At 68.7% G+C, this 25862-nt stretch carries 24 protein-coding genes and 1 tRNA gene; 12 read left to right on the forward strand and 13 right to left on the reverse strand.

Going from position 1 to position 25862, the window contains the following annotated elements; genetic code table 11:
- Positions 1-6: 6 nt before the first annotated feature.
- Together HNQ73_RS16020 and HNQ73_RS16025 are read left to right on the forward strand one after the other, a co-directional pair.
- On the forward strand, positions 7-495 hold the full coding sequence (locus HNQ73_RS16020; RefSeq protein WP_183336110.1) for a UPF0262 family protein: 489 nt from the start codon (positions 7-9) through the stop codon (positions 493-495).
- A 4-nt stretch (positions 496-499) separates the two neighbouring features.
- Positions 500-943: an arsenate reductase ArsC gene (locus tag HNQ73_RS16025; RefSeq protein WP_183336112.1), complete on the forward strand. Its 444-nt coding sequence runs from the start codon at positions 500-502 to the stop codon at positions 941-943.
- Between the two features lie 59 nt (positions 944-1002).
- Here the strand turns inward: HNQ73_RS16025 and HNQ73_RS16030 are convergent, their stop codons facing one another.
- Positions 1003-1683 carry a TerC family protein gene (locus tag HNQ73_RS16030; RefSeq protein WP_183336114.1) on the reverse strand — a complete coding sequence of 227 codons (681 nt, stop codon included), beginning with the start codon at positions 1681-1683 and terminating at the stop codon, positions 1003-1005.
- A 275-nt stretch (positions 1684-1958) separates the two neighbouring features.
- Between HNQ73_RS16030 and HNQ73_RS16035 the strand changes: the two genes are divergently transcribed.
- Positions 1959-2936, forward strand: coding sequence for a LysR family transcriptional regulator (locus tag HNQ73_RS16035; protein WP_183336116.1), 978 nt, complete (start codon positions 1959-1961; stop codon positions 2934-2936).
- 348 nt (positions 2937-3284) lie between these two features.
- Positions 3285-4064, forward strand: a complete 780-nt coding sequence (locus HNQ73_RS16040) for an outer membrane protein (protein WP_183336117.1) — start codon at positions 3285-3287, stop codon at positions 4062-4064.
- Positions 4065-4217: 153 nt separating this feature from the next.
- On the opposite strand, the gene HNQ73_RS16045 is transcribed toward HNQ73_RS16040, so the two are convergent.
- Positions 4218-4439: a hypothetical protein gene (locus HNQ73_RS16045; protein WP_183336118.1), complete on the reverse strand. Its 222-nt coding sequence runs from the start codon at positions 4437-4439 to the stop codon at positions 4218-4220.
- 202 nt (positions 4440-4641) lie between these two features.
- Here HNQ73_RS16045 and HNQ73_RS16050 point away from each other — a divergent pair, with 202 nt between their 5' ends.
- Both HNQ73_RS16050 and bfr read left to right on the forward strand, forming a co-directional pair.
- Entirely contained in the window at positions 4642-5016 is a 375-nt protein-coding gene (locus tag HNQ73_RS16050; protein ID WP_183336119.1) for a (2Fe-2S)-binding protein, read from the forward strand.
- Positions 5017-5128: 112 nt separating this feature from the next.
- Positions 5129-5608, forward strand: a complete 480-nt coding sequence (gene bfr / locus HNQ73_RS16055; protein ID WP_183336120.1) for a bacterioferritin — start codon at positions 5129-5131, stop codon at positions 5606-5608.
- 54 nt (positions 5609-5662) lie between these two features.
- Here the strand turns inward: bfr and HNQ73_RS16060 are convergent, their stop codons facing one another.
- The 3 genes from HNQ73_RS16060 to HNQ73_RS16070 form a co-directional block, all read right to left on the reverse strand.
- On the reverse strand, positions 5663-8386 hold the full coding sequence (locus tag HNQ73_RS16060; protein WP_183336121.1) for a bifunctional acetate--CoA ligase family protein/GNAT family N-acetyltransferase: 2724 nt from the start codon (positions 8384-8386) through the stop codon (positions 5663-5665).
- A gap of 109 nt (positions 8387-8495) precedes the next feature.
- Positions 8496-9653: an acyl-CoA dehydrogenase family protein gene (locus tag HNQ73_RS16065; protein WP_183336122.1), complete on the reverse strand. Its 1158-nt coding sequence runs from the start codon at positions 9651-9653 to the stop codon at positions 8496-8498.
- Between the two features lie 633 nt (positions 9654-10286).
- Positions 10287-13199, reverse strand: a complete 2913-nt coding sequence (locus tag HNQ73_RS16070; protein WP_183336123.1) for an ATP-binding protein — start codon at positions 13197-13199, stop codon at positions 10287-10289.
- A 237-nt stretch (positions 13200-13436) separates the two neighbouring features.
- Here HNQ73_RS16070 and HNQ73_RS16075 point away from each other — a divergent pair, with 237 nt between their 5' ends.
- The 3 genes from HNQ73_RS16075 to HNQ73_RS16085 all read left to right on the forward strand — a co-directional run bounded on the left by HNQ73_RS16075 (position 13437) and on the right by HNQ73_RS16085 (position 15166).
- The gene (locus tag HNQ73_RS16075) at positions 13437-13820 is read left to right on the forward strand and encodes a phasin (RefSeq protein ID WP_183336124.1); all 384 of its coding nucleotides are present in this window, start codon (positions 13437-13439) and stop codon (positions 13818-13820) included.
- 30 nt (positions 13821-13850) lie between these two features.
- Positions 13851-14942, forward strand: coding sequence for a phasin family protein (locus HNQ73_RS16080; protein WP_183336125.1), 1092 nt, complete (start codon positions 13851-13853; stop codon positions 14940-14942).
- 147 nt (positions 14943-15089) lie between these two features.
- Positions 15090-15166 (forward strand) — tRNA-His (locus HNQ73_RS16085).
- Between the two features lie 170 nt (positions 15167-15336).
- Here HNQ73_RS16085 and HNQ73_RS16090 read toward each other — a convergent pair.
- From HNQ73_RS16090 to HNQ73_RS16100, 3 genes are all read right to left on the reverse strand, one after another.
- A complete protein-coding gene (locus HNQ73_RS16090; protein ID WP_183336126.1) occupies positions 15337-15639 on the reverse strand; it encodes a hypothetical protein in 303 nt (100 codons plus the stop codon).
- The gene (locus tag HNQ73_RS16095) at positions 15636-15878 is read right to left on the reverse strand and encodes a hypothetical protein (protein WP_183336127.1); all 243 of its coding nucleotides are present in this window, start codon (positions 15876-15878) and stop codon (positions 15636-15638) included. The genes HNQ73_RS16090 and HNQ73_RS16095 overlap by 4 nt, the downstream gene beginning before the upstream one ends.
- Before the next feature lie 160 nt (positions 15879-16038).
- A complete protein-coding gene (locus HNQ73_RS16100) occupies positions 16039-17238 on the reverse strand; it encodes a GGDEF domain-containing protein (protein ID WP_183336128.1) in 1200 nt (399 codons plus the stop codon).
- A 244-nt stretch (positions 17239-17482) separates the two neighbouring features.
- Here HNQ73_RS16100 and ada point away from each other — a divergent pair, with 244 nt between their 5' ends.
- Positions 17483-18556, forward strand: coding sequence for a bifunctional DNA-binding transcriptional regulator/O6-methylguanine-DNA methyltransferase Ada (ada, locus tag HNQ73_RS16105; protein WP_183336129.1), 1074 nt, complete (start codon positions 17483-17485; stop codon positions 18554-18556).
- A gap of 163 nt (positions 18557-18719) precedes the next feature.
- On the opposite strand, the gene HNQ73_RS16110 is transcribed toward ada, so the two are convergent.
- Complete coding sequence (locus HNQ73_RS16110; protein WP_183336130.1) at positions 18720-19334, reverse strand: glutathione S-transferase family protein; 615 nt, start codon at positions 19332-19334, stop codon at positions 18720-18722.
- Positions 19335-19604: 270 nt separating this feature from the next.
- On the opposite strand from HNQ73_RS16110, the gene HNQ73_RS16115 reads away from it, so the two are divergent.
- Positions 19605-20072, forward strand: a complete 468-nt coding sequence (locus HNQ73_RS16115) for a BA14K family protein (protein WP_183336131.1) — start codon at positions 19605-19607, stop codon at positions 20070-20072.
- 23 nt (positions 20073-20095) lie between these two features.
- On the opposite strand, the gene HNQ73_RS16120 is transcribed toward HNQ73_RS16115, so the two are convergent.
- Positions 20096-20803, reverse strand: a complete 708-nt coding sequence (locus HNQ73_RS16120) for a GntR family transcriptional regulator (RefSeq protein ID WP_244650260.1) — start codon at positions 20801-20803, stop codon at positions 20096-20098.
- 168 nt (positions 20804-20971) lie between these two features.
- Between HNQ73_RS16120 and HNQ73_RS16125 the strand changes: the two genes are divergently transcribed.
- Positions 20972-22372: an NAD(P)H-dependent oxidoreductase gene (locus HNQ73_RS16125; protein ID WP_183336133.1), complete on the forward strand. Its 1401-nt coding sequence runs from the start codon at positions 20972-20974 to the stop codon at positions 22370-22372.
- Between the two features lie 83 nt (positions 22373-22455).
- Here HNQ73_RS16125 and HNQ73_RS16130 read toward each other — a convergent pair whose 3' ends face one another.
- The 3 genes from HNQ73_RS16130 to HNQ73_RS16140 form a co-directional block, all read right to left on the reverse strand.
- On the reverse strand, positions 22456-23973 hold the full coding sequence (locus HNQ73_RS16130; protein ID WP_183336135.1) for a tripartite tricarboxylate transporter permease: 1518 nt from the start codon (positions 23971-23973) through the stop codon (positions 22456-22458).
- A 51-nt stretch (positions 23974-24024) separates the two neighbouring features.
- Positions 24025-24528, reverse strand: coding sequence for a tripartite tricarboxylate transporter TctB family protein (locus HNQ73_RS16135; RefSeq protein ID WP_183336137.1), 504 nt, complete (start codon positions 24526-24528; stop codon positions 24025-24027).
- A gap of 159 nt (positions 24529-24687) precedes the next feature.
- Positions 24688-25686 carry a Bug family tripartite tricarboxylate transporter substrate binding protein gene (locus HNQ73_RS16140; protein ID WP_183336139.1) on the reverse strand — a complete coding sequence of 333 codons (999 nt, stop codon included), beginning with the start codon at positions 25684-25686 and terminating at the stop codon, positions 24688-24690.
- Between the last annotated feature and the right edge of the window lie 176 nt (positions 25687-25862).

The following is a 25862-nucleotide window of genomic DNA, read 5'->3' on the forward strand; positions in this document are numbered from 1 at the left end:
GATCCCGTGAGCGCGGCCGACCCGACGAAGCGCTGCACGCTGACCGCCGTCACGCTCGACGAGGGGTCGCTCGGTCGCGGCAATCCCGATCAGGAGCATGAGCGCGCCACAGCCATCTGGGACATCCTGGAGCGCAACTATTTCGCCGTGCCGGGCCACGACGGCGGGCCCTATGCGCTGCATGTTGCCCTGGTGGAGAAGAAGCTGGCGCTCGAGGTGCGCAACAGCGCCTCCGAGCCGGTGGTGACGCATTTTCTCTCGCTGACACCGTTCCGCCGCGTCATCAAGGACTACAGGCTCGTCTGCGAGAGCTACTACGCGGCCATCCGCTCGGCCTCGCCGGCGCAGATCGAAGCCATCGACATGGGCCGGCGCGGGCTGCACGACGAGGCGGCGGAGCTGCTGCGGGAGCGCCTCGCCGGCAAGATCGAGGTGGATTTCGACACCGCGCGCCGGCTTTTCACCCTCATCTTCGCGCTGCACTGGAAGGGCTAGGTGCATGGCGCCCGAGGCCGGCGGCAAACGCGTGCAATCCGTCCTCTTCATGTGCGCGCACAATGCCGTGCGCTCGCCCATGGCCGAAGGCATCGCGCGGCACTATTTCGGCAGCTCGCTCTATGTCGCCTCGGCCGGCGTGCGCCCGGAGGAGCTCGATCCCTTTGCTGTGGCGGTGATGGAGGAGATCGGCATCGATGTGGCGGGGCACCGGCCGCAGACGCTGGAGGATCTGGAGGATGGCGGCTTCGACCTCATCGTCACCCTGTCGCCCGAGGCGCACCATCGCGCCCTGGAGCTGACGCGCACGCTGGCGGTGGAGGTGGAATACTGGCCGACGATCGACGCGACCGTCGTGCACGGCGCGCGGGAGCAGCGTCTCGCAGCCTATCGCAGCGTCCGCGACAGCCTCCTCGAGCGCATCAGGCAGCGTTTCGCCTGCCGCTGAGCCCCCAAACGAAAGGGCCGGCGTTTCCGCCGGCCCTCATTACAGCGATGTCCCCCGCGTCAGCGCGCCGCGGGCTTCCGGTTGAGGCGCGTCACCATCAGGCCGAGGGCGACGACGACGGCGGCGCCGATCACGGCCGCGGCGTAATGCATCGTCTTGGTGACGCCGCCGAGCTGCTCGGCGACCCACGGATCGGCCACCAGCATCTCGCCTGCAATCCAGCCCAGGAGCGCCGCGCCGGCCCAGACGAAGATCGGGAAGCGCTCGATGAGGGCCATGATCAGCGTGGAGCCGATGACGATGAGCGGAATGGATACAAGAATGCCGAAAACGAAGAGCCAGACGTTGCCGTGCGAGGCGGCGGAAATGGCAAGCACGTTATCGAGGCTCATCACCGCATCTGCGATGGCGATGGTGCGTACCGCTCCCCAGAGGCTGGTGCTCTCCTTCACCTCATGATCGTCGTCATCGCCCTGGATGAGCTTGAGCGCGATCCACAGCAGCAGCAGGCCGCCGACGACCTTGAGGAAAGGCAGGGCGAGAAGCTGCGAGATGATGAAGGCAAAGATGATGCGCAGCACGATCGCCGTGCCCGCACCCAGAACGACGCCGAGTCGCCGCTGATTGTCGGGGAGGGACCGGCAGGCGAGCGCGATCACGACCGCATTGTCACCGGACAGGAGAATGTCGATCCAGATGATCTGGACGATCGCGATCAGGGTCTGTGTGTCTAGGGCCATAACGCTAAGAGCTCATGGGTCGGAAGGAGCGCCGGCGGCGCCCCGGAAGTGGACATCTGCCGCCGCCAGATTGCGTCGGCCCGCTGTCGGGGCCTTCTCTTAGCGCGCGTATGCCGTACGATCGTCGTCAAGTTATTTCATAATCCACGGACATAATCGCTATAATGCGACACCCGTCCGGGGCCGATGGTCGCAGGCCGGATCGGCCGATCCGGCCGTGGACGGGCGATCGGGGCTCGGGAACGCCGCCCGGCGGCGGAGGGATGGGGAGCTGCATGGACCTGCGCCAGCTCAAGTGTTTCGTGGCCGTCGCCGAGGAGCTGCATTTCGGCAAGGCGGCGGAGCGCATGGGCCTCGCCCCGCCGGCGCTGTCACGGCAGGTGAGGGCGCTGGAGGAGGAGCTGGGCGCCAGCCTGCTGGCCCGCACGACGCGCAGCGTCAACCTGACGCGCGCCGGGCTCCTGCTGCTCGACGAGGCCAAGGCGATCCTCGCCCGCGCTGACCATGCAGCGCGCCATGTGCGCGAGGCGGCAAGCTCCACCAGCAAGGTGCTGCGTATCGGGGCCATCGACGGCGCGTCGGCGAGCTTCCTGCCGCAGATCCTGACGGAGTTCCGCCAGCGCTATCCGGGCTCGCATATCCAGTTCACCGAGGCGATGACCGCGCCGCAGCTGCAGATGCTGGACGCCGGCAAACTCGACCTGTGTCTCGTGCGTCCGCCGCGGCGGCAGGTGGACTGCGCCTTCGAGATCCTGCGGGTCGAGATGCCGCTGGTCGTCATGCCGGAGACGCATCCGCTCGCGCGGGGCGATGCCGTCACGATGCGTGATCTCGTGGGCGAGCCCTTCATCGTGCCCTCGCGGCGCGTGCGCCCCTATGCGTATGACCTCGTCATGACCTATTTCGACAGCGTCGGCACGGTGCCCAACGTGGTGCAGGAGGTCACGGAGAAGCCGGCCATGTTCGCCGCAGTGGCCGCGGGCATCGGTCTCGCGCTCGCGCCGGACTGGACGGCGGCCATGTCCTGGCCGGGCGTGACGACGCGCCGCCTCAAGGGTCTGCTGCTGGACCCGCCGCCTGACGGAGCCCTCGTCGGCGTCGCCTGGCGGCCGCATCAGCGGCTGGCGGCGCGCGATGCCTTTCTCAGCTTGCTGCGCGAGCGCGTGAGCCTGACGAGCGACGACCGGGCCATCACCTTCCGCCACCTGCCGCGGGTGAGGCGCCGGGCAAGGCGCGCTGCAACGGCGGGATGAGCGAGCAGGCCGGTTGCGGGGCCTGCCTTCGTTTCGACTGAAATTTCACACAGGATGGAACTCCATTAGGAGTTGCACGTTGTGCTCCTCGCGGGGACGCACACGCGCGCTGCGGCCGGTTGCATTGCCATCGTTAGTATACGATTAGTTGTTCTAATGATGAGCAATAGATAACATAGGCATATATTCGGCTGTTGCATGAAAGTCGCATGCATTGGCGCTCGCGATGCTGGGTCGATGTACCGCTTGACTCCTTTTGTCAGCTTCACGAGTTTAGTTTTGGCGTGAGACAGTGGTCCGTTCGGGCCAGCACGACAGGACCAGGTTTCGTTCAACGAGGTGCCTCAGATGAAGAATCTCCTGCGACTATCGGCGGCAGCGACGGCTTTGGCTCTCTCCGGAGCTGTGGCCCTTGCGGCCGATCTTCCGTCCCGGACGTACACACCGCCGGCCGAACCCCTGCCGCCGGTCTTCACGTGGACGGGCTTCTATGTCGGTGTGAACGCCGGCTACGGCTTCTCCGACTCGGGTAACGCGCGCTACCAGGGCGACGCGCTCTATCTTGATGCGGTGGGCGCGGGCCTTGCCCCGGGCAGCCTTTCGCTGAAGTCGGAAGGGTTCCTGGGCGGTGCCCAGGTCGGCTACAATTATCAGTTCGGGTCGGTCGTGGTCGGTCTTGAGGCCGATATCCAGTATACCGACATGAGCGACACCGGCACCTCCTTTGCCACGGACAGCTTTGCCGAGGGCAAGAAGGAGCTTGAGTGGTTCGGTACGGTGCGCGCCCGGCTCGGCTTCGCCGCGATGGATCGCCTGCTGATCTTCGCCACCGGCGGTCTGATCTACGGCGACACCAAGCTGACGCACAGCATCTTCGACACTACCGGCGCCCTGCTTGCCGTCGGCAGCAAGTCCGACACGCAGGCCGGCTGGACGGTCGGTGGCGGCCTCGAGTACGCCTTCACCAACAACCTGACGGCAAAGGCCGAGTATCTCTACTACGACTTCGGCGACACGACGGCGATTGCGCCGAGTGTGATCGATCCGTCGAGCGTTGCCGTTCTCAAGGCCAAGAACCGCGGCAGCATCGTGCGCGTCGGCGTCAACTACAAGTTCGACACGTTCTGAGCTCCTCCGACAGAACGGCGAACGACCCAGCAACGCCCGGCTTCCCCAGCCGGGCGTTGTTCTTTGCCGGGCAGGAACGGAGAAGCCCGACATCCGAAAGATGCCGGGCTTCCTGCAAGGGGCGTCATGCGCCCATCTGTCCGGGTGCCAAGATCACTGGCGGCGCAGCTCCCACAGCGCGGCGATCTCGCTCGGCCGCAGCTTGCGTCCGCTCGCCGTATCCGCCCAGGCGAGCTCGCGGTTGCCGGGGTTCTGCGTCATGGCGAAGGCGACCGCATCCTCCAGCGAGGGGAAGTCGATGACATGGTCGGGGTCCGTCAGGTGCGGGCTCGAGCGATAGTGGAGCCGCGCCGCGTCCTGCATGTTCGCTTGCATCGCTATCCTCCTGTCGGTTGAGGGAAGCTCCGTATCCTATGCCAAAAAGGGGCAGCCCGCTTGCTGCCGCAGCAAGGCGGGCCAGTCATGGGAATCAGATGGGGGCGCTGTGGTTCCGTCGCAACGGCCAGGCCTGCCCAAAAGGGCGGCACAGCCTGCGGCAATTCGGGCGTTGCGAAGCGCCGGGACAGTCATTAAGTTATTGAAAGACAACAAAATTTTGAATCATTCCAAACTGGGTCCGATGATCGTCTGCTCCTGTAACGTCCTCACCGACAAGCAGATCCTCGCGACGTTGCAGAGCGAGACCCCCGGGGCCCCGCGCTCGCCGGCACAGGCCTATCGTTGCCTCGGCTGCAATCCCGAATGCGGACGCTGCCTCGTCACCGTGCGCCGCCTCCTGCAGGCGGCGCGCATGGACGCCTGCAACGTCGGCTGTCCCGGCTGCCCCGGCGCCGCCGAGCACGAAGCCCATGTCCCCGCCGGCAACAATGTCGTGCCGTTTGACAAACGCCCGCGTCCCGAGGCGCCCGCCGAGCAGCCGGCCGAGGCCCTGCCCCTCATTGCCGCGGAATAGCCGCGCCTGTCGCAAGCGGAAATGCGCCGAAGGCGAGACCGGGCCCTTGATGTGCCCGGGCATTAATTTATAATGATTCTAAGTTGTGGTTTCCAAACTGTGGAGTGGAGCGATGAAGGGTGACGCCAAGGTCATCGAGTATCTCAACCGCGGTCTGCGCAGCGAGCTGACGGCGGTGAACCAATACTGGCTCCACTACCGTATGCTGGACAACTGGGGCCTCAAGGACCTCGCCAAGAAGTGGCGGGAGGAATCCATTGAGGAGATGCACCACGCCGACAGGTTCATCGACCGCATCCTCTTCCTCGAGGGCCATCCGAATCTTCAGGTGCTCGACCCGCTGCGCATCGGCCAGTCCGTCAAGGAGGTGGTGGAGTGCGACCTCGCCGCCGAGCACGAGGCGCGGGCCCTTTATCAGGAGGCGGCCGCCTACTGCCACTCGGTCAAGGATTATCCCTCGAAGGATCTGTTCGAGGAACTGATGGCCGATGAGGAGGGGCACATCGACTTCCTCGAGACGCAGCTCGATCTCATCGACAAGCTCGGCGAACAGCTCTACAGCCAGCACCACATCGGCAAGCTGGACGACTGATCTGGCCCCTCGGGCGCCTTCCGGGCCGCCGGCAGCGCCGGCGGCCTTGCCGTTTCAGGCGCCCCCCGTCGCCGGTGTCTCCTTCGGGACGACGAGCCGCACGAGGCGGATGTCGGGATCGTTCGGGTCAGGCCCGACGGAGAAGCCCAGCTTCTCGCACATGGCGAGCATCATCGTGTTCTCGCGCAGCACCTGGCCCTCGATGACACTGAGGCCCTCGGCGCGGGCATAGGAGATGATCATCTCCATCAGAAGCCAGCCGAGGCCGCGGCCCTTCAGGTCCGAGCGTACCAGGATGCCGTACTCGCCCTTGTCGTAGTTGGCGTCGGCGTGCAGCCGCACGGCGCCGAGCATGGCGCCGGTGCTTTCCTCGATGGCGACGAGCGCCATGGCCCGCGCGTAGTCGAGCTGGGTCAGCCGGGCGATGAAGGTGTGGCTGAAGTCGCGGATGGGCGCGAAGAAGCGCAAGCGCAGGTCCTCGGGCGTCACCTTCTCGAAGAAGCTGCGGAACAGCGCCTCGTCCTCCGGTCGCACGGGGCGGATGAAGACGCCTGTGCCGTCCGGCAGCGCCGTGCGCCGCTCCCATTCCTTCGGGTAGGGGCGGATGGCAAAGCGCGGGTGGCCGGCCGGCCCGCGGGCGGGCTGGACGCTCGGCGCGATGGCGACGCGCGCGTCGACGGCGATCACGCCGTTCTGGTCGGCGAGCAGGGGGTTGATATCGAGTTCCCGCACCTCCGGCAGGTCGGCGGCGAGCTGGGCGAGCTTCACGAGCACGAGGGCGATGGCGTCCTCATCCGCTGCCGGCACGTCGCGATAGGCCTTGAGGCGGCGCGAGACGCGCGTGCGGGCAATCAGCGTGCGTGCGAGCGCGAGGTCGAGCGGCGGCAGCGCCAGCGCCTTGTCGTTGATCACCTCCACGGCCGTGCCGCCCCGGCCGAAAACGACGACCGGCCCGAAGGTCTCGTCGTCGGCGATGCCGGCGATGAGCTCGCGCGCCTTGGGCCTAAGGATCATCGGGTGGATGGTGACGCCTGTGATGCGCGCTTCCGGTCGCAGCGTGCGCGCCCGTGTGAGGATGTCCTGGGCGGCCTCGCGCACCGCCGCCTCGTTGGTGAGGTTGAGCCGGACGCCGCCGACGTCCGACTTGTGGATGATGTCCGGGGAGAGGATCTTGACGGCGACGGGGTCTCCCTCCTCGAGGAAGCGGCGCGCCACCTCGCCGGCCTCATCCGGCGTCACGGCGAGCACGGCCGGCGTGATGGGCAGGCCATAGGCCTCGAAGAGCGCCGTCACCTCCAGCGGGTCGAGCCAGCTGCGTCCCTCGGCGAGCGCGCCGGCCACCACCGCGCGTGCCTTGTCCGTCTGCGGTGCGAAATCCTCGGGCAGGCTGGGTGGCGTCTCCATCAGCAGGTCCTGCGCCTCGCGGTAGCGCACGATGTGCATGAAGCCCTGGACGGCATCCGCCTCCGTCGCGAAATGCGGGATCGCCGCTTCCTCGAACAGGTCGTCCGTGGCGCCCGAGGAGCCGAGCCAGACGGCGAAGACGGGTTTCGGCCGCATGGCGCGCCGGCGATGGCGCTCGGTGACCTCGATCACGCGCCGGGCAGCCTCGGTGGGCGAGGCGAGCGCCGTCGGCACGTTCATGACAAGAACGGCGTCGCAGTCGCGGTCGGCCAGCATCGCCTCGAGCGCGGCGCCGTAGCGTTCGGCGTCGGCGTCGCCAACGATGTCGACCGGGTTGGCGCGGGACCAGGTGGGCGGCAGCACCGCGTCGAGAGCCGCCAGCGTCTCGGCGGAGAGGTCGGCCAGCGCACCGCCGAGATCGGCGAGCTTGTCGACGGCAAGGACGCCGATGCCCCCGCCGTTGGTGAGGATGCCGAGGCGCCGGCCCGAGAAGGGTTTCAGCCGCCCCAGCGTTTCGGCCGCCGAGAACAGCTCGTCGAGATCGAAGACGCGCAGCAGGCCGGCCCGCCGGAAGGCGGCATCATAGACCGCGTCGGAACCGGCGAGTGCCCCCGTGTGGGTGGCGGCCGCCTTGGCGGCCTGCGCGTGCCGGCCCGACTTGATGACGACCACCGGCTTGGCACGGGCCGCGGCGCGCGCCGCCGACATGAACTTGCGGGCGTCGTTGATGGATTCGACATAGAGCAGGATGGCCCGCGTGCCGCGGTCGAGGGCGAAATAGTCGAGCAGGTCGCCGAAATCGACATCCACTTTGTCGCCGAGCGAGACGACGGCGGAAAAGCCCACCGCGCGCTCTGCCGCCCATTCCACGAGCCCCGCGGCGATGGCGCCGGACTGGGAAACAAGCGCCAGGTCGCCGCCCAGCGGCATGCGCGCCGCGAAGCTGGCGTTGAGCCTTGCCGCAGGCGCCATGACGCCGAGGCAGTTGGGGCCGACGAGGCGGATGCCGTGCCGGCGCGCCGTCTGCTCGGTCTTTTCGGCGAGCGATCCGCTGCCGTGGCCGAGGCCGGCGGTGATGATGATGGCGGCAGCAACGCCCCGTGCGCCGGCCGTGTCGATGAGGCCGGGGATCGATTCGGGCGGCGCCGTCAGCACGACGAGGTCGGGTGTCTCCTCGAGCGCCTCGATCGAGGGGACGGTCGCGATGCCCTCGATGGCAGGATACTTCGGATTGACCACGGCGAGCCGGCCGGCAAAGCCGCCGGCCTTGAGATTGGCCAGAACCTTCCGGCCGAGCGATCCCTCACGCGGGCTGGCGCCGACGAGGGCGACGGATCGGGGCGAGAACAGCCGGTCGAGACGATATGTCGACATGGGGCCCAGCCTTGCTCGATGGGGGGTGAAACGACATTGACCCCCATCAAACACGGCAGGGCCGTGCAAGGCAAAGGCGCGCTCGCGCCGCTGTTGCGGCAGGCGCCGCTCATCCGTTCTGGCGCAGGACCTCGCGGGCGATGATGAGGCGCTGGATCTCCGAGGTGCCCTCGTAGATGCGCGTGATGCGCGCGTCGCGGGCGTAGCGCTCGACGGGATAGTCCTTCACGTAGCCCGCCCCGCCGTGGATTTGGATGGCGGTGTCCGTGGCCCGGTGCGCCGCCTCGGAGGCGAAGAGCTTGGCCATCGAGGCCTCCTTGGCAAAGGGGCGACCGGCATCCTTGGCCGCCGCGGCGTTGAGAATGAGGAGCCGCGCCGCCTCGAGGTCGACCTCCCGGTCCGCCAGCATCCACTGGATTCCCTGGAAGTCGCAGATGCGGGTGCCGAACTGCCGTCGCTCGCGCGCGTAGGCCTTGGCGGCGTCCATGGCGGCACGGGCGATGCCCAGCGAGAGGGCGGCGATCCCGATGCGCCCGCCGGCAAGCTCGCCGACGGCGACGCGGAACCCGTCGTTTCCCCGCCCCATGAGGGCGGATGCCGGCACGCGGCAGCTGTCGAAGGTGACGACGTTCGTCGCCGATCCCGTCTGTCCCATCTTCCTTTCGGCCTTGCCGACGATGAGGCCCGGCGTGCCCGCCTCGACGAGGAACACCGAGATGCCGCGGCCCTTCGGCGCCTCGGGATCGGTCACCGCCCAGACGACGAAAAGCCCGGCATATTCGGCCGAGGTTATGTAGACCTTGGTGCCGTCGATGACGTAGCTGTCGCCCTCCCGCCGCGCGCGCGTGCGCATGGCGGAAGGGTCGGATCCTGCCTCGGCCTCCGTCAGGCAGAAGGCGCCGGCCGGATAGGTGCCGTCGGCGAGGCGTGGCAGGTAGGTGGCCTTCTGCTCCTCGCTCCCCACGGCTTGGATGACTTCCCCGACCATGTTGGTGACCGAGACGGTGACGGCCGTCGAGGCGCAGGCGTAGCCCAGCTCCTCGACGGCGAGGGCGAAGGCGACCGTACCCGCCTCCGTGCCGCCATAGGCACTCTTCACGTTGAGCGCCATGAAGCCGTTCTCGGCCAGAAGCCGCAGGTTGGCGAGCAGTCCGTCGCGGCCCTCGCCGCGGTCGAGCGCCTCGGCCAGCGGGGCCAGCCGCTCCGCCGCGAGGCGCCGCGCCGTCTCGCGGATCATCTCCTCCTCGTCGCTCAGGGCGAACAGCATGGCGCACCTCCTGTCTTTGCGCCGAGGGTAGGGCGCGCCGCTGCCACGGGCAACGCGCGGCGCCTGGCAGACGGCTGTGCATCAATGCGGCCCGCACGGCGAGGGCTCTCCAGCCAGGCCGTTCCTGCGAAAGGTGATCATCCGCCACGGCAGGCCGGTGGCACACCTGCCTCCGGCGATCCCTCCCCGCCGGCCTTGCGGCTCAAGAAGCTCGTGCGGCTGCGTGCGGCGCTGCCTCCGTGGCCGGGCAGCAGTGCCAAGGCCCTTCGCGCGATGCGCGACGGCGAGCGCTATCTCGACACGAGCTTTCTTTTCTTGCACCGCTGCTGCGCGAGGAAGCGGCCAGCAGGCAGGTTGAGGCCTTCCTGGGCGAGTTCGCGTCTCTGCCCGCGCGCGACGTGTGCATAAGCATAAAGGCTGCACAGGCCGGGGGCGGCAGATGCCCTGTTTCAAGAGACCCGGGAGCAGCCTTTCAGAATCCTGTTGCCCCTTACGGCGGATTTCCGAGTCGCAGCGCGCCCGCCGTCAGCAACGATCCACCCGCTGGACATGGCGATGCTGCGGGCGGGGCCGGCTGCCCGGCCTGTCGACCGGAAGCGGCATCGCTCTCGCCTGAGCCGTTCGGGCAGGCAGCTATTCCGCCAGCACGCGTGTGCGCGGCAGGGTGATCTCGACGAGGGTGCCCTCGTTCTTGGCGCTCTTGATGGTGAGTGAGCCGCGGTTGGCCTCGATGAGGGCCTTGGTGAGCGGCAGGCCGAGCCCGGTGCCCCCGGTGCGGCGGGAGGTGGCGAGCTGGCGGAAGGGCTCGAGCGCCGCCTCGATCTCCTTGTCGGTCATGCCAATGCCGGTGTCGCGCACGCGCACGACGACCTCGCCGCGGTCGGTCATAGCCGTCGAGACGATGACCTGGCCGCCCGCATCGGTGAACTTCACCGCGTTCGACAGCACGTTGAGGATGATCTGGCGCATGGAGCGCTCGTCGGCCACGACCGCCGGGAGGTGCGGCGCGAGACTGGTGCGCAGCACGATGCGCTCGCGGTTCGCCTGCGGCTGCATCAGGGCGACGCAGCTCGCCACGACATCGTTGAGCTTGACGCTGGTGAAGGACAGGTCGAGCCGCCCGGCCTCGATCTTGGCAAGGTCGAGCAGATCGTTGACGAGGCTGATGACATGCCCGCCGGAGACGTGGATGTCCTTCAGGTATTCCTTGTAGCGCTCGTTGCCGATGGGGCCGAAGCGCTCCTCCAGCATCACCTCGGCAAAGCCGATGATGGCGTTGAGCGGCGTGCGGATCTCGTGGCTGATCTTGGCGAGGAAGTCCGACTTCTGCGCGTTGGCCTCCTCGGCGGCACGCTTGGCCGCCATCAGGTCCGCCTCAGCCTTTTTCGAGGCCGTCATGTCGCGCAGGACGACGCAGAACTTGCGATGGGGGCGCTCGCTGACGCGGCCGATGGTCATGGTCAGCGGGCACTTGCCGCCCTGGCGGACGCGCCCCGTCACCTCGCGCCCGTCGTTGAGGATGCTCGCTACGCCGCCAGCCTTGAGACCCTCCAGATAGTCGAGCGCCACCGCGTGGCTCTCCGGCGCGAGCAGGACGGTGAAGGGCTCGCCCACGATCTCGTTCTGGTCGTAGCCGAAGAGCGCCTCGGCCGAGCGGTTGACGGAGAGGATGCGCCCGTGCCCGTCGAGCACGATGACGCCGTCGGTCGCCGTGTCAAGGATCGAGGTGAGCTCGTTGGTGCGCTCCTCGTAGTTGCGCAGGTCCTCCTCGAGCCCGTCGAGGTGACGCTGGAGCTCGGGCTCCAGGGCGCGGCGGAAGGTGAGCAGCGAGGCGGCCGCCCCCTGCCAGTCGATCGTGGTCAGGCGCGCGTCGACAGGGATGGCCTCGCCCGTCACGCTGCGCAGCGCGATGCGCTGCTCCTCACCCGGCCGGTCGGGCTGGCTCGCGAAGATCTTCGACATGCCGGCGGCAGCGAGGGCCTCGACGTCCGGATAGTCGAGCAGGTCGAGCAGCGTGCGGTTGGCATAGAGCGGCTCCTCGCCGCGGCTCACCAGTACGCCGACCGGCAGCTTGTCGACGAGCTGCGCGAAGGACGACAGCGCCGCGGGGACAGGGGCCTCGGCGGGAGGTGCGGCCGCTTCGGTTGCGGCAGCCGCATCCGCCTGCACCGGCGCGATTGCGGCGGGCGCGGCCTGCGGCTCTTCGGGCGCCGCCGCCGCGGCGGGTGCCTCGGGAGCGACCGCGGCGGGGGCGGGAGGCCCGACAGGTGTCTCGACCGCAGGCGTCGCCGTCCCGGTCTCCGGCGCGGCTGCTTCTGCTTCGGGTCCGGGTGTCGGGGGAGGCTCGCTCCAGCCCTCGAAGCGAGCGCCGAGCGCGCGCGCGATCTCCCGCAGCGCGTTGCGCTCACTCGGCGAAAGGCCGGGACGCGGTGCGACGGGCGGCGGCTGGACGGACCGCTCCTGCGCCGCTCCTTCGGACTGGCCCTCGGCGATGCGCAGCGGCACGACCTTCGGCGTGCCGAGCGTCGCACCGACGCTGGTACGGACGGCGGGGAAGGGCACCACTGCCCCGCCTTCGGCGGCCTCAGCCTGCGGCCGCCGATCGGTCTCGACCGGCGGCGCCTCATCCGCAGGCGTTGCGGCAGGCGCGCCCGTGTCGTCCGTGGCGCGCGGGGCCGGCTGCCCGGTCGCAGGAATGAGCTGATCGGCGGGCGCTGCCCCGATGGGGGGCGCGATGGCCACGTCCTCGTGTATCTCGTTGAGACGGCACAAGCCGAAGCCGCGGAAGCCGGCGAAACTCTTGTCCGGCCCCTGCACAGGCAGGCCGGCGAGCTCCACCTCGACGCGCAGCGGGCTGCCGGCCACGCGCCACAGAACGGTTGCGCCGCTCCATGTCTGGCGCCCCGCGAGGGCAGCAGCGACGTGCCCGGCGTTGTCGCTGACGATATCGGAGGCGATCTCAGCCCAGGTGCGCCCGACGATGTCGGCACTCGCGGCGCCGACGACCTCGGCAAGCTCCGGCGACAGCCTGACGAAACGCCCTTCCGCGTCCGTCTCGAAGAGGAAGCGGACGGTGGTGCGCCGGCCGGCAAGGGCGCGCAGGCGCGTCGCCGGGTCCGCATCGTCCGGCACAGGTTTAGGGGGCTCGGATGCCGGCTGCGGCGGCGCAGAGGCGGGAGCCTCGACCGCGCCGGGGAGCGCCGCTGGCAGCGGCTGCGTCGCGGCGACAATGAGCGTTCCGCCGTCGTCGATGCGGCGGCAGGCGAGCGTGACGGCGAGGATACGCGAGCCGAGGGCGAGCCGCACGCGCTCGAGCCGCATGCCCTCCCGCGGCGCAAGGCCGCCCGCGAGGCGCGCGAGCTGGGGGGCGCCGCCGGCCGCGAGCCACGCGGCAACGAGGCGCCTGCCGCCCGGGGATGCCTCGAGCACCTCGCCCTGAGCGTCAACGAGCGCGAACGCGCCCCCTGCAGCGACGAGCGGTCCGAAGATCGCATCGTGCCGCAGCGTGGCGAGCGTCGCTCCAGCCTCGGGTGCGGTCCGCTTCATGCCTGTCGGTTCGCTCCTGCTCGCGTCACCAGCTTGATATGGCCAATGCCTAACGAAGACTTAATATAGGCATCCGCGGGCGAGGTCACGAAAGGCCTTGCTGTCTTGCCCTGCGACCTCGCAGTAGCGTTAACGGCGCGGCGGGCACGGCGCGGGTTGAGTTTGCGCCGCACAATGTTATATTGCGACGCAACAACACCGTCCTCTCCCAGGCGGCATAAACCCGAGGAGGTTTCCATGGACGCCAAGGATCTGCCGAAATACGAAATTCCCGCCGAGATGCGCGATTTCGCGGAGCGCAGCGTCGAGCAGGCGCGCAAGGCGTTCGACGGGTTTATTGCCGCCGCCCAGAAGGCGGTGAGCGCCTTCGAGGGATCGGCCACGACGGTCCAGGCAAGCACGCAGGATCTGACGCACCGGACCCTGGCCTTCGCAGAGCAGAACATCGCCGCCGCGTTCGACCTGGCGCAGAAGCTGGTGCGCGCCAAGGACATGCAGGAGGCCATGCAGCTGCAGGCCGACTACCTGCAGAAGCAGCTCGCATCCCTGCAGGAACAGATGAAGGAATTCAGCTCCGCTGCGGAGAAGGCCGTCGGCGGAGCGACCAAGCGCAAGGGCTGAGCCGTGCGCAACATGTGAAGGAGATCGACCATGGCCACAGCGAAGTCGAACGAGGCATCGCCGCCGGGTCAGGGTCCGCAGGACAAGGATGTCCCGGCGCAGAAGCCGGCGCTTGCCGCTTCTCCCGTCGCGACCCCTGCAGCCAAGCCCGCCGAGCCCGTTGCGTCCGCGCCGCCCGCGCCTGCCCCGGTTGCGGCGGCGCCTGCGGCCAGTGCCGGCACGGACACGGGGGAGAAGGCGCGTGCTGAGGCGGCCGCCCTCCCGGCGCCCGCCGCCGCCGGGCCGGCGCCGAAGCCGGCCGTGAAGGAGGGTGGCCCGGCCGCATCGCCCAAGGTCGAGGCTGCTCCGAAGCCGGCTTCGCCCAAGCAGGCGGCCTCGCCCAAGCGCACCTCTGCGTCCAAGGCGCCGGCATCCAAGGCTGCGAAGGCCGCGGGGGCGCCGGGGCCGGCCAAGCCCGCAGAGCCCGCCAAGCCTGCGGCGACGGCGCCGCGTGCCGTGCGCGGGCGCGTGGCTTCCGCCGCCCGCAGGGCGTCCCCCGCTTCGGCTCGGCCTGTCGCCAGGCCTGCATCTGCCGTTGCTTCCCCGGCCACGAAGGCCGCGCCGGAAGACCGCCCCTCCGTCGCCCGGACAGCGCGTGTGGTGGCGCATACAGTGGCCGAGGCGCTCGACCGCGGTGCCAAGGCGGCGCGGCAGGTGGAAGCCGCCATTGACGAGCGGAAGACGGCATCGGGCATCGAGGTGCTGACGCGGGTCGGTCTTGACCAGGCGCGCGAAGGCTATGCGACCATCCGCAAGTCGCTCGAGGAGCTGCAGGGCGGCCTCGCCGAAAGCGCCGGCATCGCATCCAAGGGCGTTGCGGAGATCAATGGCAAAGTGCTGGACCTCGTGCGCGCGCAGACCGATGCTGCCTTCAGCCTGTGGCGGCAGCTGCTCGGCGTGAACTCGCTCTCGCAGGCCGTGCAGTTGCAGACGAAGGGTTTGCGCGAGGGCTACGAGCGCACGTCCTCACATCTCAAGGACATTGCCGAGACGACCGGACGTGTTGCCGAAACGTCGCTCGCTCCCATGCGCCGCATCATCGGCGCCTGGGGCAGGGACGACGGCGCGCGACCGGCGCGCTGAGCCTCGTTTGCGAGGCGGGGCAACGCCTGCGGCCCTCCTGCGCGGCCTCTTTCAACAGCCCCTTTGCGGTGCAGCGAAGGGGCTTGAAATCGCGGAGCGATGCGCCTAGTTTCCCGCTGGCTGCGGAGCCCGCGGCACCCGGAGTGTGCAGCTGTAGCTCAGTTGGTTAGAGCGCCTGATTGTGGATCAGGAGGTCCCCCGTTCAAGCCGGGGCAGCTGTACCACTCTCCGTCCTCAGGAACATTGGATAGCTGATACGCGGTGCGCGGTGTGGCGCCTCCTCAGGTTCGCGGCTCCCGCCAATCGATCGCCACGGACATTCATCGACACTTGCTGCGGATATCACCCGCGTAGGATCGGCGTGTGACCGGTTCGCCCCCTTGCCGGCGGCGTTCTAGTCTTGCGGCCTGTTACGCCGCTCCCACACGAAAAGATCCGGTGCGCGCTTCGGGCGCCTGCCACGCCGCTGCTTTTCCTTCTTCGGCAGCGGCAGGCCGAAGGTCCACGGCTCGGAGGGGACAGGCTTGCCGGGGTACGACAGCATGTCGAGCAGGGCCTCAGCCTGCCGGCGCAGTTCGCTGTCCTTCGGTGCGTCCCGGAAGCCGGCCATGTCCAGAAGCACGACGACGGCCCGACGGGCGCTGTCGAGGCGCTGGTCCGCATCAGGCCAGAGGGGGAGCAATTCCTGTCCGCTCACGGCTCGTCATCCATCGGGCCGAGATGGTCGACCAGCGTGCGCAGCGCCACCTCGACCGCCTTGTTCTCGGTCGCCAGTTCGTCAACGGCGGCGGCCATCTTGTCCCGTTCCTCGACCAGCGTGAGCAGCGTGTTCATCGTCCTGCCGAGGACCCCTCGCAGGTCGACCGGCACGGCATCGACGAGAAGCCGCAACTCGGCCACGAGCTCGAGCACCACCTGGGTACTGGGGTCGATCACGAGCGCGACTCCGTGACGGACGGCGACAGCATCAAGAGGCTCGGTCTTCCTGGCATGCACGCATCGCTTGCGGGGCAAGGACACCAACCTATAAGGCAGCGCGGCGCAAGAAAAGCGGGGGGGATGCTGCGCATGCCCGGGCTCCGGCCGTCGGACGAGGCTAGCCCAGAGACGCGCCCTGGCCATGCTGGCGCAGGCGTCGTTCGGCGGCGTCGAGCGGGCTGCCGTCCGTCATGATGCAGTCGCGGCCGCGGGCCTTGGCGGCGTAGAGGGCGCGGTCGCTGGCGGCGATAAGTTCCTCGAGCGTGGCGGAAAACCGCGGCCGGGTGCTCACGCCGATGCTGGCGGTGATCCTGATGGTGCGGCCCGCGACGTTGAGCGGCGTCGCGCGCAGGGTGTGCTGGATACGCTCGGCGATGGCCAGGGCCTCGGCCGGGGCCGAAACCGGCAGGCAGACCGCGAATTCCTCGCCGCCGAGGCGTGCGAAGGCATCGCCGTCCCGCAGGCAGGCGCTCGCAATCCGCGCGAAGTGGGCAAGCGCCAGGTCGCCAGCCTGGTGGCCGTGCCTGTCGTTGACGAGCTTGAAGTGGTCGAGGTCGAAGACAAGCATCGCCATCAGCGGTGGCGCGCGCCGGCCGCTCGCCACCATGGCGTCGAAACACCGCGCCAGGCCGCGCCGGTTCAGCGCCCCCGTCAGCGGGTCGGTCTCGACGAGCTGGCGCAGGCCCTGCTCGGTCTCCTCGAGCAGCAGGCGAGAGCCGGCGATGACTGCACCCACCAGTGCGGCGAAGCCGGAGACGAGCGCCACCGCGGCGAAGCGATAGGAGAAGAAGTCGACCGGCGGGAAGACGATGGCCAAGACCAGCGAGACGAAGTTGAGGCCGGCCGCGAACCAGAAAATCCGGTAGAGCCACAGCCGCGCCGGCGAGCGCCTCTCCGTCCGCCGCAGAGCCACAACGTGCAGGAAATAGCCGAGTGTGGTCGCGCCGTGCGCCAGCGCGATGCGAAAGCTGCCACTGGCGGCGAAGAACGGGGTGAAGCAGCCGACGACCCACAAGGCGAGCGGCAGCAGGAACCACGGGCGCCGCGGCAGCCGGTCGAGCTCCGCGAAGCCCGTCAGAGACAGGGCGAAGCCGATGAGTGTCAGCGCCATCGCCATCTCGATGGCCCAGACGTCCGGCACGTGTCCGCGCAGGGCCAGCAGCAGCCTGCCGGCGGACATCAGAGCGAAGGCGCCCGCCCACCAGAGGCTCGCCGTGAACGTCCGGTTGCGCCACCAGACGACCAGAAGCACAACGGCAACGGTGGCGGTGGCGGACGACCACAGGACGAGGGCGGTCACGAGATCAAGCACGGCCATGCCTCGGCGGGCTGGTGGCAGGAACAATGCCGATACCGCGTCACCGCGGGGAAGGCCACGAATTTTACAACAGAACTTGAAAGAATACCGCCAGCCGTTCGCGGGGCAGACCGGGCGTGACCGCGGCCGGCGGCCGCCCTATCCTCGGCCGGTTCCCGAGGCCCCAATTCGGCAGCAAGCAGCGGAGTGCCGGGCGACGCCTTGCGCGATAGATGGGATGACGTTTCAGGAAAGGTCGGATCCCATGAACGTCATCACGAGAACGGACACGACGGACGATGCCCGCTGGCAGGCGGTGCTCGACAGGGACGCGGCGAGCGACGGGCGCTTCGTCTACGCGGTGCGGACGACCGGCGTCTACTGTCGGCCCACCTGCCCCTCGCGGCGCGGGCGGCGCGAGAACGTCACCTTCTACGACACTTGCGCGGCAGCCGAGGCTGCGGGCTACCGGCCATGCCGGCGCTGCCGGCCGGACCAGGCGAGGGCGCCGGCGGCAAGCCGCCATGCTGAGGCCGTGGCACGCGCGTGCCGCATGATCGACGAGGCCGAGGAGATACCGGACCTTGCGGCGCTTGCCGCGGCGGCCGGGCTCAGCCCTTTCCATTTCCACCGCGTCTTCCGGGCCGTGACGGGCATCACCCCGCGGGCTTATGCCTCGGCCCGGCGCGCGCGGCGCCTGCGCGAGGAGCTGGCGCAGGCAGACGTCACCGTAACCGAGGCCATCTACGGGGCCGGCTTCAACTCCAGCAGCCGCTTCTATGCGGCGTCGAAGGCGATGCTCGGCATGACGCCGACGGCCTACCGGCGGGGCGGCGAGGATGCGCGGATCCGTTTCACCATTGGCCAGTCCTCGCTGGGCGCCGTGCTCGTTGCCGCGAGCGACAAGGGGGTATGCGCCATCGCCCTCGGCGACGACCCGGAGGCGTTGGCGCGCGACCTGCAGGACCGCTTCCCGCGCGCCCGTCTCGTCGGCGATGATCCGGCCTTCGCCGACCTCGTCGCCCAGGTTGTCGGGCTGGTCGACCAGCCCTCGCGCGGGCTCAACCTGCCGCTCGACCTGCGCGGAACGGCCTTCCAGCAACGCGTCTGGCAGGCGCTGCGGGAGATCCCGCCGGGCTGCACTGTGAGCTACGCGGAGCTCGCCCGGCGCATCGGCCGGCCGCAGGCCGTGCGAGCTGTGGCCAATGCCTGTGCCGCCAACAGCCTGGCCGTCGCCGTGCCCTGCCACCGGGTAGTGCGCCGTGATGGCGACCTTTCCGGCTATCGCTGGGGCGTCGAACGCAAGCGTGCGCTGCTCGCCCGGGAGGCGAAGCCGTGACGGCCGCCGTGCGAGAGATGACGGAGGATGCCGCCGGCCGGGTGGCGCACTTGCCTGGCCCGCGGTGGCGGAGGAGCCCGACGCCTTTGGCGGCGCCGTGCTTCCCGGCCTCCTCATCTTGCACGATGCGGCCTGACGGGCGGTGGCCGTCGGGCTGCACCGGTCAGCTCGCGCCAATGCTGCGGCGGAAGGCCGGGCGCTCGCGCAGGCGCGCCACATAGGCGTCGAACACCGGCTCGTCCTTGAGGCCGGGCACGTTCATCATCATGCCCCAGACGAGTTCCGAGCCGATGTAGAGATCGGCGGCCGTGAAGCGGTCGCCGAGGAGGAAGGCGCCGGGCGTGAGCGCCGCTTTCAGGGTGGCGAGAACATCCGCGTGACAGCCCCAGCCGGCCATGGCCCTGTGCCGGCCCTCGAGGGGCGCCCGCCCGAGAACGACCTCGAGCGCGGCGGGCTCGTAGCAGCCGGCCCCGAAGAAAAGCCAGCGATAGTAGGCACCGCGGGCCGGCTCGCCGGGCGCCGGCGCGAGCCCGGCAGCCGGAAAGGCGTCAGCGAGATAGGCGATGATGGCCGGCGTCTCCGTCACCACGACCCCGTGATGCACGATGGCCGGCAGCTTGCCCATAGGGTTGATGGCCAGAAAATCGGGCGCCTTGTGTTGCCCCTTCTCCATGTCGAGCGTGACGATGCGGTAGGGCGCGCCGACCTCCTCCAGCATCCAGTGGACGATGACCGCGCGCGAACGCGGGTTGTAGTAGAAGGTCACCTCTTCGGACATGGACTGGCTCCCGCCGGTTGCAGGTTTCGCAGCTTGGCCGGGCTCGCGGGGATGTCAACGGGCCGATTGGCGGTGAAGAGCGATGTTCTGGCCGCTGAACGGTTGTGAGAGGACAGTTGTGCCGGCAGGCGGGACATGCAGCCTCGCCGTCGCCCGACGGTTGCTTGGGTCGGCGGCGAGAACATTACAATTATTTAATTATATATTCAGGATCGGTTCAGCGGATTGGCTGCAAACTGGCCGGGAATCTAGGAACGGAGGATCAAAACGATGAGGCTGTTGTCTTCAATAGCAGGTGCAGCGGCCTTGGCGCTGGCGGCCATCGGCGCGAGCGGCACCGCGGCGCAGGCGATGCCGCTGCGGATGGAGCAAGTGGCGCCGGCCGGCAACATGATCGAGTCCGTGCAGTATCACTACCGGCCGCATCGCGGCTTCTACCATCACCGCGGGTTCTACTACTACAATGGCTACCGCGGCTTTCCCCGCGCGCGGCAGGGCTGGCGCTACTACAACGGCTGGTGGTTCCCGCCGGCGGCTTTTGCGACGGGCGCTATCATCGGCGGCATCATCGCGAGCCAGGCCGCAGCGCCGCCGCCCCCGCCGGTCTATCGCAGGGCGCGCCTCAGCGACGCGCACGTGCGCTGGTGCTACGACCGCTACCGCTCCTACCGTGTGTCGGACAATACCTTCCAGCCCTATGAGGGGCCGCGCCAGCAGTGTATCTCGCCCTATTACTGAGGCTTGATGCCTGAGAACCCCGCCTAGGCGGGGTTTTCCTTTGCCCGCGGGCGGCGCGGCGCTTTCGGCTCGCCGGCCGTGCTGTCGGCCAGCATCGCGCGCGTGACACGCCAGCCGGCGAGGTGATGCAGGCGGAGCAATTCACTCAGCAGCACACCGGCGCGCTGCTGGAGCGCGTCGAGAATCTGGGCGTGCTCCTGCAGTGCCCGCGCCCATCGGGCCGGGTCGAGGTTACCCGTGTAGCGATAGCGCCTGATGCGCGCGCTCTCGCCGCGATAGAGGCGTGACAGGGCGCTGTTGTGGGCCGCCTCCACGATGCTCTCGTGGATCGCCTGGTTGAGGCGGAAATAGCCCATCAAGTCGCCCGCACGGTGCGCCTCCACCATGCGTGCGTGCAGGGCGGCGATGGCCACAATCTCCTCCTCCGTCGCCCGCGCGCAGGCGAGGGGAGCAGCCGTCATCTCGAGGCCAACAAGCACCTCTATCGCCGCATCGACATCCTCGAGCGACAGCTGCACCACCAGCGCGCCGCGGTTCGGCACGATCTCGACGAGCCCCTCAGCCGCCAGGACCTTGAAGGCCTCGCGCAGCGGCGTGCGGGTGACACCGAGGCGTTCCATCAGGGCGCGCTCGCCGATGCGCTCGCCCGCCGGCAGGTCGCCGCCGACGATCATGTCGCGGATCTTCTCGACGACGGCGGGCGTCAGTCGGCCGCGGCTCACAGCCTGCACGTCCGCCTCCCTCTTATGGATTGAATGCACAATGGCCTGCAATGGCGCTGATCACGCGAGACCGGAGAATATAGATGGTCATATTGCATGCAATTTGCCATCATGTCCACCGCGCGCGGCCTTGCGGCCCGCCCGGATTCCGTAGTGACAGGAACGCCAGGGACACTCATGAACTACCATCGCTATTTTGCCACCGAGCGCCCTCCGGTGGAGACGGCCATCGTCGGCACCGGCAGCTTCGGCCGCAGCTTCCTTCTGCAGGCCCAGCACATGAAGGCCATGAACGCGCGCGTCGCCGTCGATGTCGATGCCGCGACGGCGGCCGCGGCGCTGCGCGCGGTCGGCGTTCCGGCCGAGCGCATCCGCCAGTGCGCGAGCGCCGAGGAGGCGGCCGCGGCTTGGCAGGCGGGTGACTTCATCGCCGCCGGCGACCTCGCGCACGTGGTCGGCCTGCCGATCGACGTCGTCATCGAGGCGACGGGCCATCCGGAGGCCGGTGCCCGCCACGGCGATCTCGCGATTGCAGCCGGCCGGCATGTGGTGATGGTCTCCAAGGAGGTGGACAGCGTCGTTGGCCCCGAGCTCGCCCGCCGCGCGCGCGAGAAGGGCGTCGTCGTCACGCCCGTGGACGGCGACCAGCCGAGCCTGCTGATCGGCCTCATCACCTGGGCCGAGGTGCTGGGCTTCGAGATCATCGCGGCCGGCAAGTCCAGCGAATATGACTTCGTGCTCGACGAGGCGGAAAGTTCCATCACCAGCAACGGCCGCACGGTGGCGGTGCCCGGCTTCGCCGGCCTCGGCCGGCTGGGCGATGCCCCGGCGGTCGAGCGGGTGGCTGCCCGGTCTTGCGCCGCTGCGGCGCTGCCGCAGCGCGCGGTGCCGGACCTGTGTGAGCTGCTTCTCGTCGCCAATGCGACGGACCTCACCTTCGACCGGCCGGACCTGCACGCGCCCATCGCCCGTATCGACGAGGTCGCCTCGCTGCTGTGCCCGGCCGAGGACGGCGGGCTGCTCGCGGGCACCGGGCGGCTTGACGTGTTCCACTGTCTGCGCGGCGCAGGGGAGATCAGCGCGGCCGGCGGCGTCTTCGTCGTCGTGCGCTGCACCAACGAGGAGACGTGGCGCATCCTTGCCGAGAAGGGGCATCTCGTGAGCCGCACCGGCAACCACGCCACCATCCTGCTGCCGCGCCACCTGCTCGGCCTCGAGGCGGCCACCAGCGTTCTCGAGGCGGCCATCCATGGCGCTTCTACCGGGGCCGCGGTGCCGAAGCCGCGCTACGACCTCGTCGCGCGTGCGCAGCGCGACTTGCCGGCCGGCTCGGTGCTCGTCATGGGCGGCCACCACCACACCATAGACGGGGCGACGGCCGAGCTGCGCCCGGCCGCGCCGCTGTCGGACACGGCCCCGGCGCCGTTCTATCTTGCCGCCAACCAGCGCCTGGTGCGCGATGTCCGGCAGGGAGAGCTCATCACCATGGCCGACATCGAGGTGCCTGAGGGCTCGGTGCTCCTCGCCCTGCGCCGCTCGCAGGATGCGGCCTTCTTCGGGGCCTCGGCCGCGGCCTGAGCGCAAAAAGAAAATCCCCGGGGCCAACGGCCCCGGGGCGGAAAGTGAGGCGGCGCAAGCGCCGCCGTCTGGGAGGAAGAAGATCAGGCGGTCGTTGTCCCGGTGCTGCGGCCAGGCCGCAGGAGCCGGAAGATCCGCGTCAACAGGGGCCACGCCAGCAGCAGGATGCCGAGGCTCATGATCGAGGAGACCAGGCTGTTCGACCAGAAGACGGACAGGTCGCCGCCAGACATGATCACCGACTGGCGGAAGGCGTCCTCCGCCTTGTCGCCGAGCACCATGGCAAGCACCATCGGCGCGATCGGGTAGTCAAGCTTCTTGAAGACATAGCCCAGCACGCCGAAAATCAGGACCATCCACAGGTCGAAGGCCGCCGAATCCACCGTGTAGGCGCCGCTCACGCAGATGACGAGGATGAGCGGCCCGATGATGGCGAAGGGCACGCGCAGGATAGAGGCGAACAGCGGCACGGTGGCGAGCACAAGCACCACGGCGACGACATTGCCGAGGTACATCGAGGCGATGAGGCCCCAGACGAAGTCCTTCTGCTCGATGAAGAGCATCGGGCCGGGTGTCAGACCCCAGATCATCAGGCCGCCCATCATCACGGCGGCCGTGGCCGAGCCGGGGATGCCGAGGGCGAGCATGGGCAGGATGGCGCTGGAGCCTGCGGCGTGGTCCGCTGTCTCGGGCGCGATGACGCCCTCTTCCCGGCCCTGGCCGAAGCCCTCGGGACGGCGCGCGAAGCGCTTGGCGAGGCCGTAGCTCATGAAGGAGGCGGCCGTCGGCCCGCCGGGGGTGATGCCCATCCAGCAGCCGATCAGCGCCGAGCGCAGCAGCGTAACCCAGTAGCGCGGCAGCGTCAGCAGCGTCTCAAACACCTTGCGCGGCGACACGCGTGCCTTGACCCCCTCGAAGCGCAGCCCCTCCTCCATGGTCAGGAGGAGCTCGCCGATGCCGAACAGGCCGATGACCGCGACGAGGAAGCTGATGCCGCGAAGGAGCTCGTCGAAGCCGTAGGTGAGGCGCACGTTGCCCGACACCGTGTCCATGCCGACCGCGGTGAAGGCGAAGCCGAGCATGATCGAGATGACGGTCTTGAAGGGGGAGGCGCCGCCGAGGCCGATGAAGGAGGCGAAGGCGAGGAAGTAGACCGCGAAGAACTCGGGCGAGGAGAAGCGCAGGGCGAACTTCGCAACCCAGCCCGACAGCAGGGTGATCAGCACGACGCCGGCGAGGGCGCCGAAGCCGGCGGAGAGGAAGGCGTAGGTCAGAGCCTCCGTGGCGCGCCCCTGCTTGGCCATGGGGTGGCCGTCGAAGGTGGTCGCCACCGAGGAGGGTTCGCCCGGTATGTTGAACAGGATCGAGGTCGTGGAGCCGCCGAACAGCGCACCCCAGTACATGCTCGTCAGGAGGATGATGGCCGAGATCGGATCCATCGAGAAGGTGAGCGGCATCAGCAGCGTGACGCCGTTGGGTGCGCCGAGGCCCGGCAGCACGCCGACGAGGATGCCGAGCAGCACGCCAAGCATCATCAGGAGCACATGGTGCATGGTCAGCGCGACGCTGAAGCCATGCATGAGGGACGCGATGTTATCCACCCGTTTTCTCCCTGCTGGCCGCTGGGGGCGGCTTCTTGTGCGATGGTGAGGTCAGTAGATGCCGAGAAAGGCTTCGAGCGGCCCCTTGAGCAGCGGTACCTGGAACCAACGCTCGAACAGCACGAAGAAGAAGACCGTGATCCCGCCGGCGACCGTGAGCGCGAATGGCCAGCGGTAGCCGCCCTGGAAGATCATGACGCCGGCGAGATAGACGAAGGTGCCGACGTAAAGACCGAGGACGTAGGAACCCGCGGTGAAGGCGGCGAGCGGCAGGAAGAAGGCCATCACCCGCTTGAAGCCCTCGCGCGTGAGGAAGGCCTCGCCCGTCGTGCGGCTGCGGTTGAGGAAGCCCTGCACGAGCACGCCGAGGCTCGCGACGATGATGATGAGCCCCACATAAAACGGGAAATAGCCGGGCTGCGGCCCGGCCTCGTCCCACCCGATCTCGTATTCCAGCGCGCCCAGAACGACGACGATGCCGGCCAGGAGCGCGATGCAGCCGGTCACGACCTCCATGGCGAAGCGGGAGATGAGGCTTCTTTCGTTCGTCGACATGGCTTTCCTCTACGATTGGCTTGCCTTGAGCACGGCCGATCCAGCGAACGACGGAACTCTTTCCTTCCGGGGAGGGGAAGGGTGAGCGGGGCGAAACGTGCAGGAGCCGGGAGCCCCCCACGCCTCGCCCCGCCCAAATCGGCGGCGCTCTTTAACGCCTTACTTCACAAGCCAGCCCTCGGCGGTGATGACCGCGCGGCCCTCATCTTCGTTGTTCTTGATGAAGGTATGCAGATCCTCGCCGACAAAGAAGCGGTTCGACTGCGACGTGCGCGTGATGTACTCCTGCCACTCGGGCTTCTCGCGCACCTGCTTCAGCAGCTCGACGTAGAAGTCGACGGCATCCTGGCTCACGCCGCCCGGCAGGAAGACCGTGCGCGGCATCTGATAGTGCTCGATCGGGATGCCGGCTTCCTTGCAGGTCGGGATGTCAGCCCAGCCCTTGCCGTCCACCACCGGCTCGCCCTTGGCCATGCGCTCGGGCGCGAAGACGCAAAGCGGACGCACGCCGCCGGCCTTCCACTGGCCGATATTCTCGGAGGGGTTGTTCGTGTTGGCGTCGACGTGGCCGCCGGCAAGCTGGGTCGCCGCCTCGCCACCGCTCTTGAAGGGCACGTAGATGACCTTGATGCCAGCGGCGCGCTCGATCTGCTTGACGAGGATGTGGTCCGTATCCTTCGACTGGCTGCCGCCGATCTTGATCTTGCCAGGTTCGGCCTTGGCCGCCTCGATGAAACTCTTGGCATCCTGGTACGGCGAGTCGCCCGTCACCCAGAGGAGGAACTCGTCGACGGCCATCACGGCGACGGGGGTCAGGTCCTCGGGCTTGTAGGCGAGCTTGGCGACGAGGGGCAGCAGCCACTCGTTGTTGGTGCCGAAGATGACCTTGTGCGGCTCGCCCTCGGCGGTCTTGCCGTAGACGAAGCCTTCGGCGCCGCTGCCGCCACCCTTGTTGACGACGACGATCGGCTGGTCGAGCAGGTTGTATTTGGTGATGATGGACTGCACGGTGCGGGCGAACTGGTCCGTGCCGCCGCCGGGGCCGGACGAGACCACGAACTCGACGGGTTTCGTCGGCTTCCAGGCGGCCTCGGCCGCAGAAATGCCAAGCGCCGCGACGAGGGCCGTCGCAGCCGTCAGCGCCTTTTTCATCAGCATCGTTTCCTCCTGACTTTCTCTCGAGGGGCCGCCGCAGATCCGGCGGGTGTTCAGCTGGCCGCCTTCATCGCCCCGTCATTGGCCTCCTTGAGGCGTTTGCGAGCGATTTTTGCGGCGAGTTCGAAGGCGGCGCGTGTGGCACCGATGTTTGCGATGCCTTTTCCAGCGATGTCGTA

Origin of the sequence: Chelatococcus composti (genome assembly GCF_014201415.1) — a bacterium.
Classification (GTDB): Bacteria; Pseudomonadota; Alphaproteobacteria; order Rhizobiales; family Beijerinckiaceae; genus Chelatococcus_A; species Chelatococcus_A composti.

What these genes read in the sequence shown, in the direction of transcription:
- HNQ73_RS16025 (WP_183336112.1), top strand. Translation starts at nt 500, where the DNA reads ATGGCGCCCGAGGCCGGCGGCAAACGCGTGCAATCCGTCCTCTTCATG.
- HNQ73_RS16030 (WP_183336114.1), bottom strand. Translation starts at nt 1,683, where the DNA reads ATGGCCCTAGACACACAGACCCTGATCGCGATCGTCCAGATCATCTGG.
- HNQ73_RS16035 (WP_183336116.1), top strand. Translation starts at nt 1,959, where the DNA reads ATGGACCTGCGCCAGCTCAAGTGTTTCGTGGCCGTCGCCGAGGAGCTG.
- HNQ73_RS16040 (WP_183336117.1), top strand. Translation starts at nt 3,285, where the DNA reads ATGAAGAATCTCCTGCGACTATCGGCGGCAGCGACGGCTTTGGCTCTC.
- HNQ73_RS16045 (WP_183336118.1), bottom strand. Translation starts at nt 4,439, where the DNA reads ATGCAAGCGAACATGCAGGACGCGGCGCGGCTCCACTATCGCTCGAGC.
- bfr (WP_183336120.1), top strand. Translation starts at nt 5,129, where the DNA reads ATGAAGGGTGACGCCAAGGTCATCGAGTATCTCAACCGCGGTCTGCGC.
- HNQ73_RS16060 (WP_183336121.1), bottom strand. Translation starts at nt 8,386, where the DNA reads ATGTCGACATATCGTCTCGACCGGCTGTTCTCGCCCCGATCCGTCGCC.
- HNQ73_RS16065 (WP_183336122.1), bottom strand. Translation starts at nt 9,653, where the DNA reads ATGCTGTTCGCCCTGAGCGACGAGGAGGAGATGATCCGCGAGACGGCG.
- HNQ73_RS16070 (WP_183336123.1), bottom strand. Translation starts at nt 13,199, where the DNA reads ATGAAGCGGACCGCACCCGAGGCTGGAGCGACGCTCGCCACGCTGCGG.
- HNQ73_RS16075 (WP_183336124.1), top strand. Translation starts at nt 13,437, where the DNA reads ATGGACGCCAAGGATCTGCCGAAATACGAAATTCCCGCCGAGATGCGC.
- HNQ73_RS16080 (WP_183336125.1), top strand. Translation starts at nt 13,851, where the DNA reads ATGGCCACAGCGAAGTCGAACGAGGCATCGCCGCCGGGTCAGGGTCCG.
- HNQ73_RS16100 (WP_183336128.1), bottom strand. Translation starts at nt 17,238, where the DNA reads ATGGCCGTGCTTGATCTCGTGACCGCCCTCGTCCTGTGGTCGTCCGCC.
- ada (WP_183336129.1), top strand. Translation starts at nt 17,483, where the DNA reads ATGAACGTCATCACGAGAACGGACACGACGGACGATGCCCGCTGGCAG.
- HNQ73_RS16110 (WP_183336130.1), bottom strand. Translation starts at nt 19,334, where the DNA reads ATGTCCGAAGAGGTGACCTTCTACTACAACCCGCGTTCGCGCGCGGTC.
- HNQ73_RS16115 (WP_183336131.1), top strand. Translation starts at nt 19,605, where the DNA reads ATGAGGCTGTTGTCTTCAATAGCAGGTGCAGCGGCCTTGGCGCTGGCG.
- HNQ73_RS16125 (WP_183336133.1), top strand. Translation starts at nt 20,972, where the DNA reads ATGAACTACCATCGCTATTTTGCCACCGAGCGCCCTCCGGTGGAGACG.
- HNQ73_RS16135 (WP_183336137.1), bottom strand. Translation starts at nt 24,528, where the DNA reads ATGTCGACGAACGAAAGAAGCCTCATCTCCCGCTTCGCCATGGAGGTC.
- HNQ73_RS16140 (WP_183336139.1), bottom strand. Translation starts at nt 25,686, where the DNA reads ATGCTGATGAAAAAGGCGCTGACGGCTGCGACGGCCCTCGTCGCGGCG.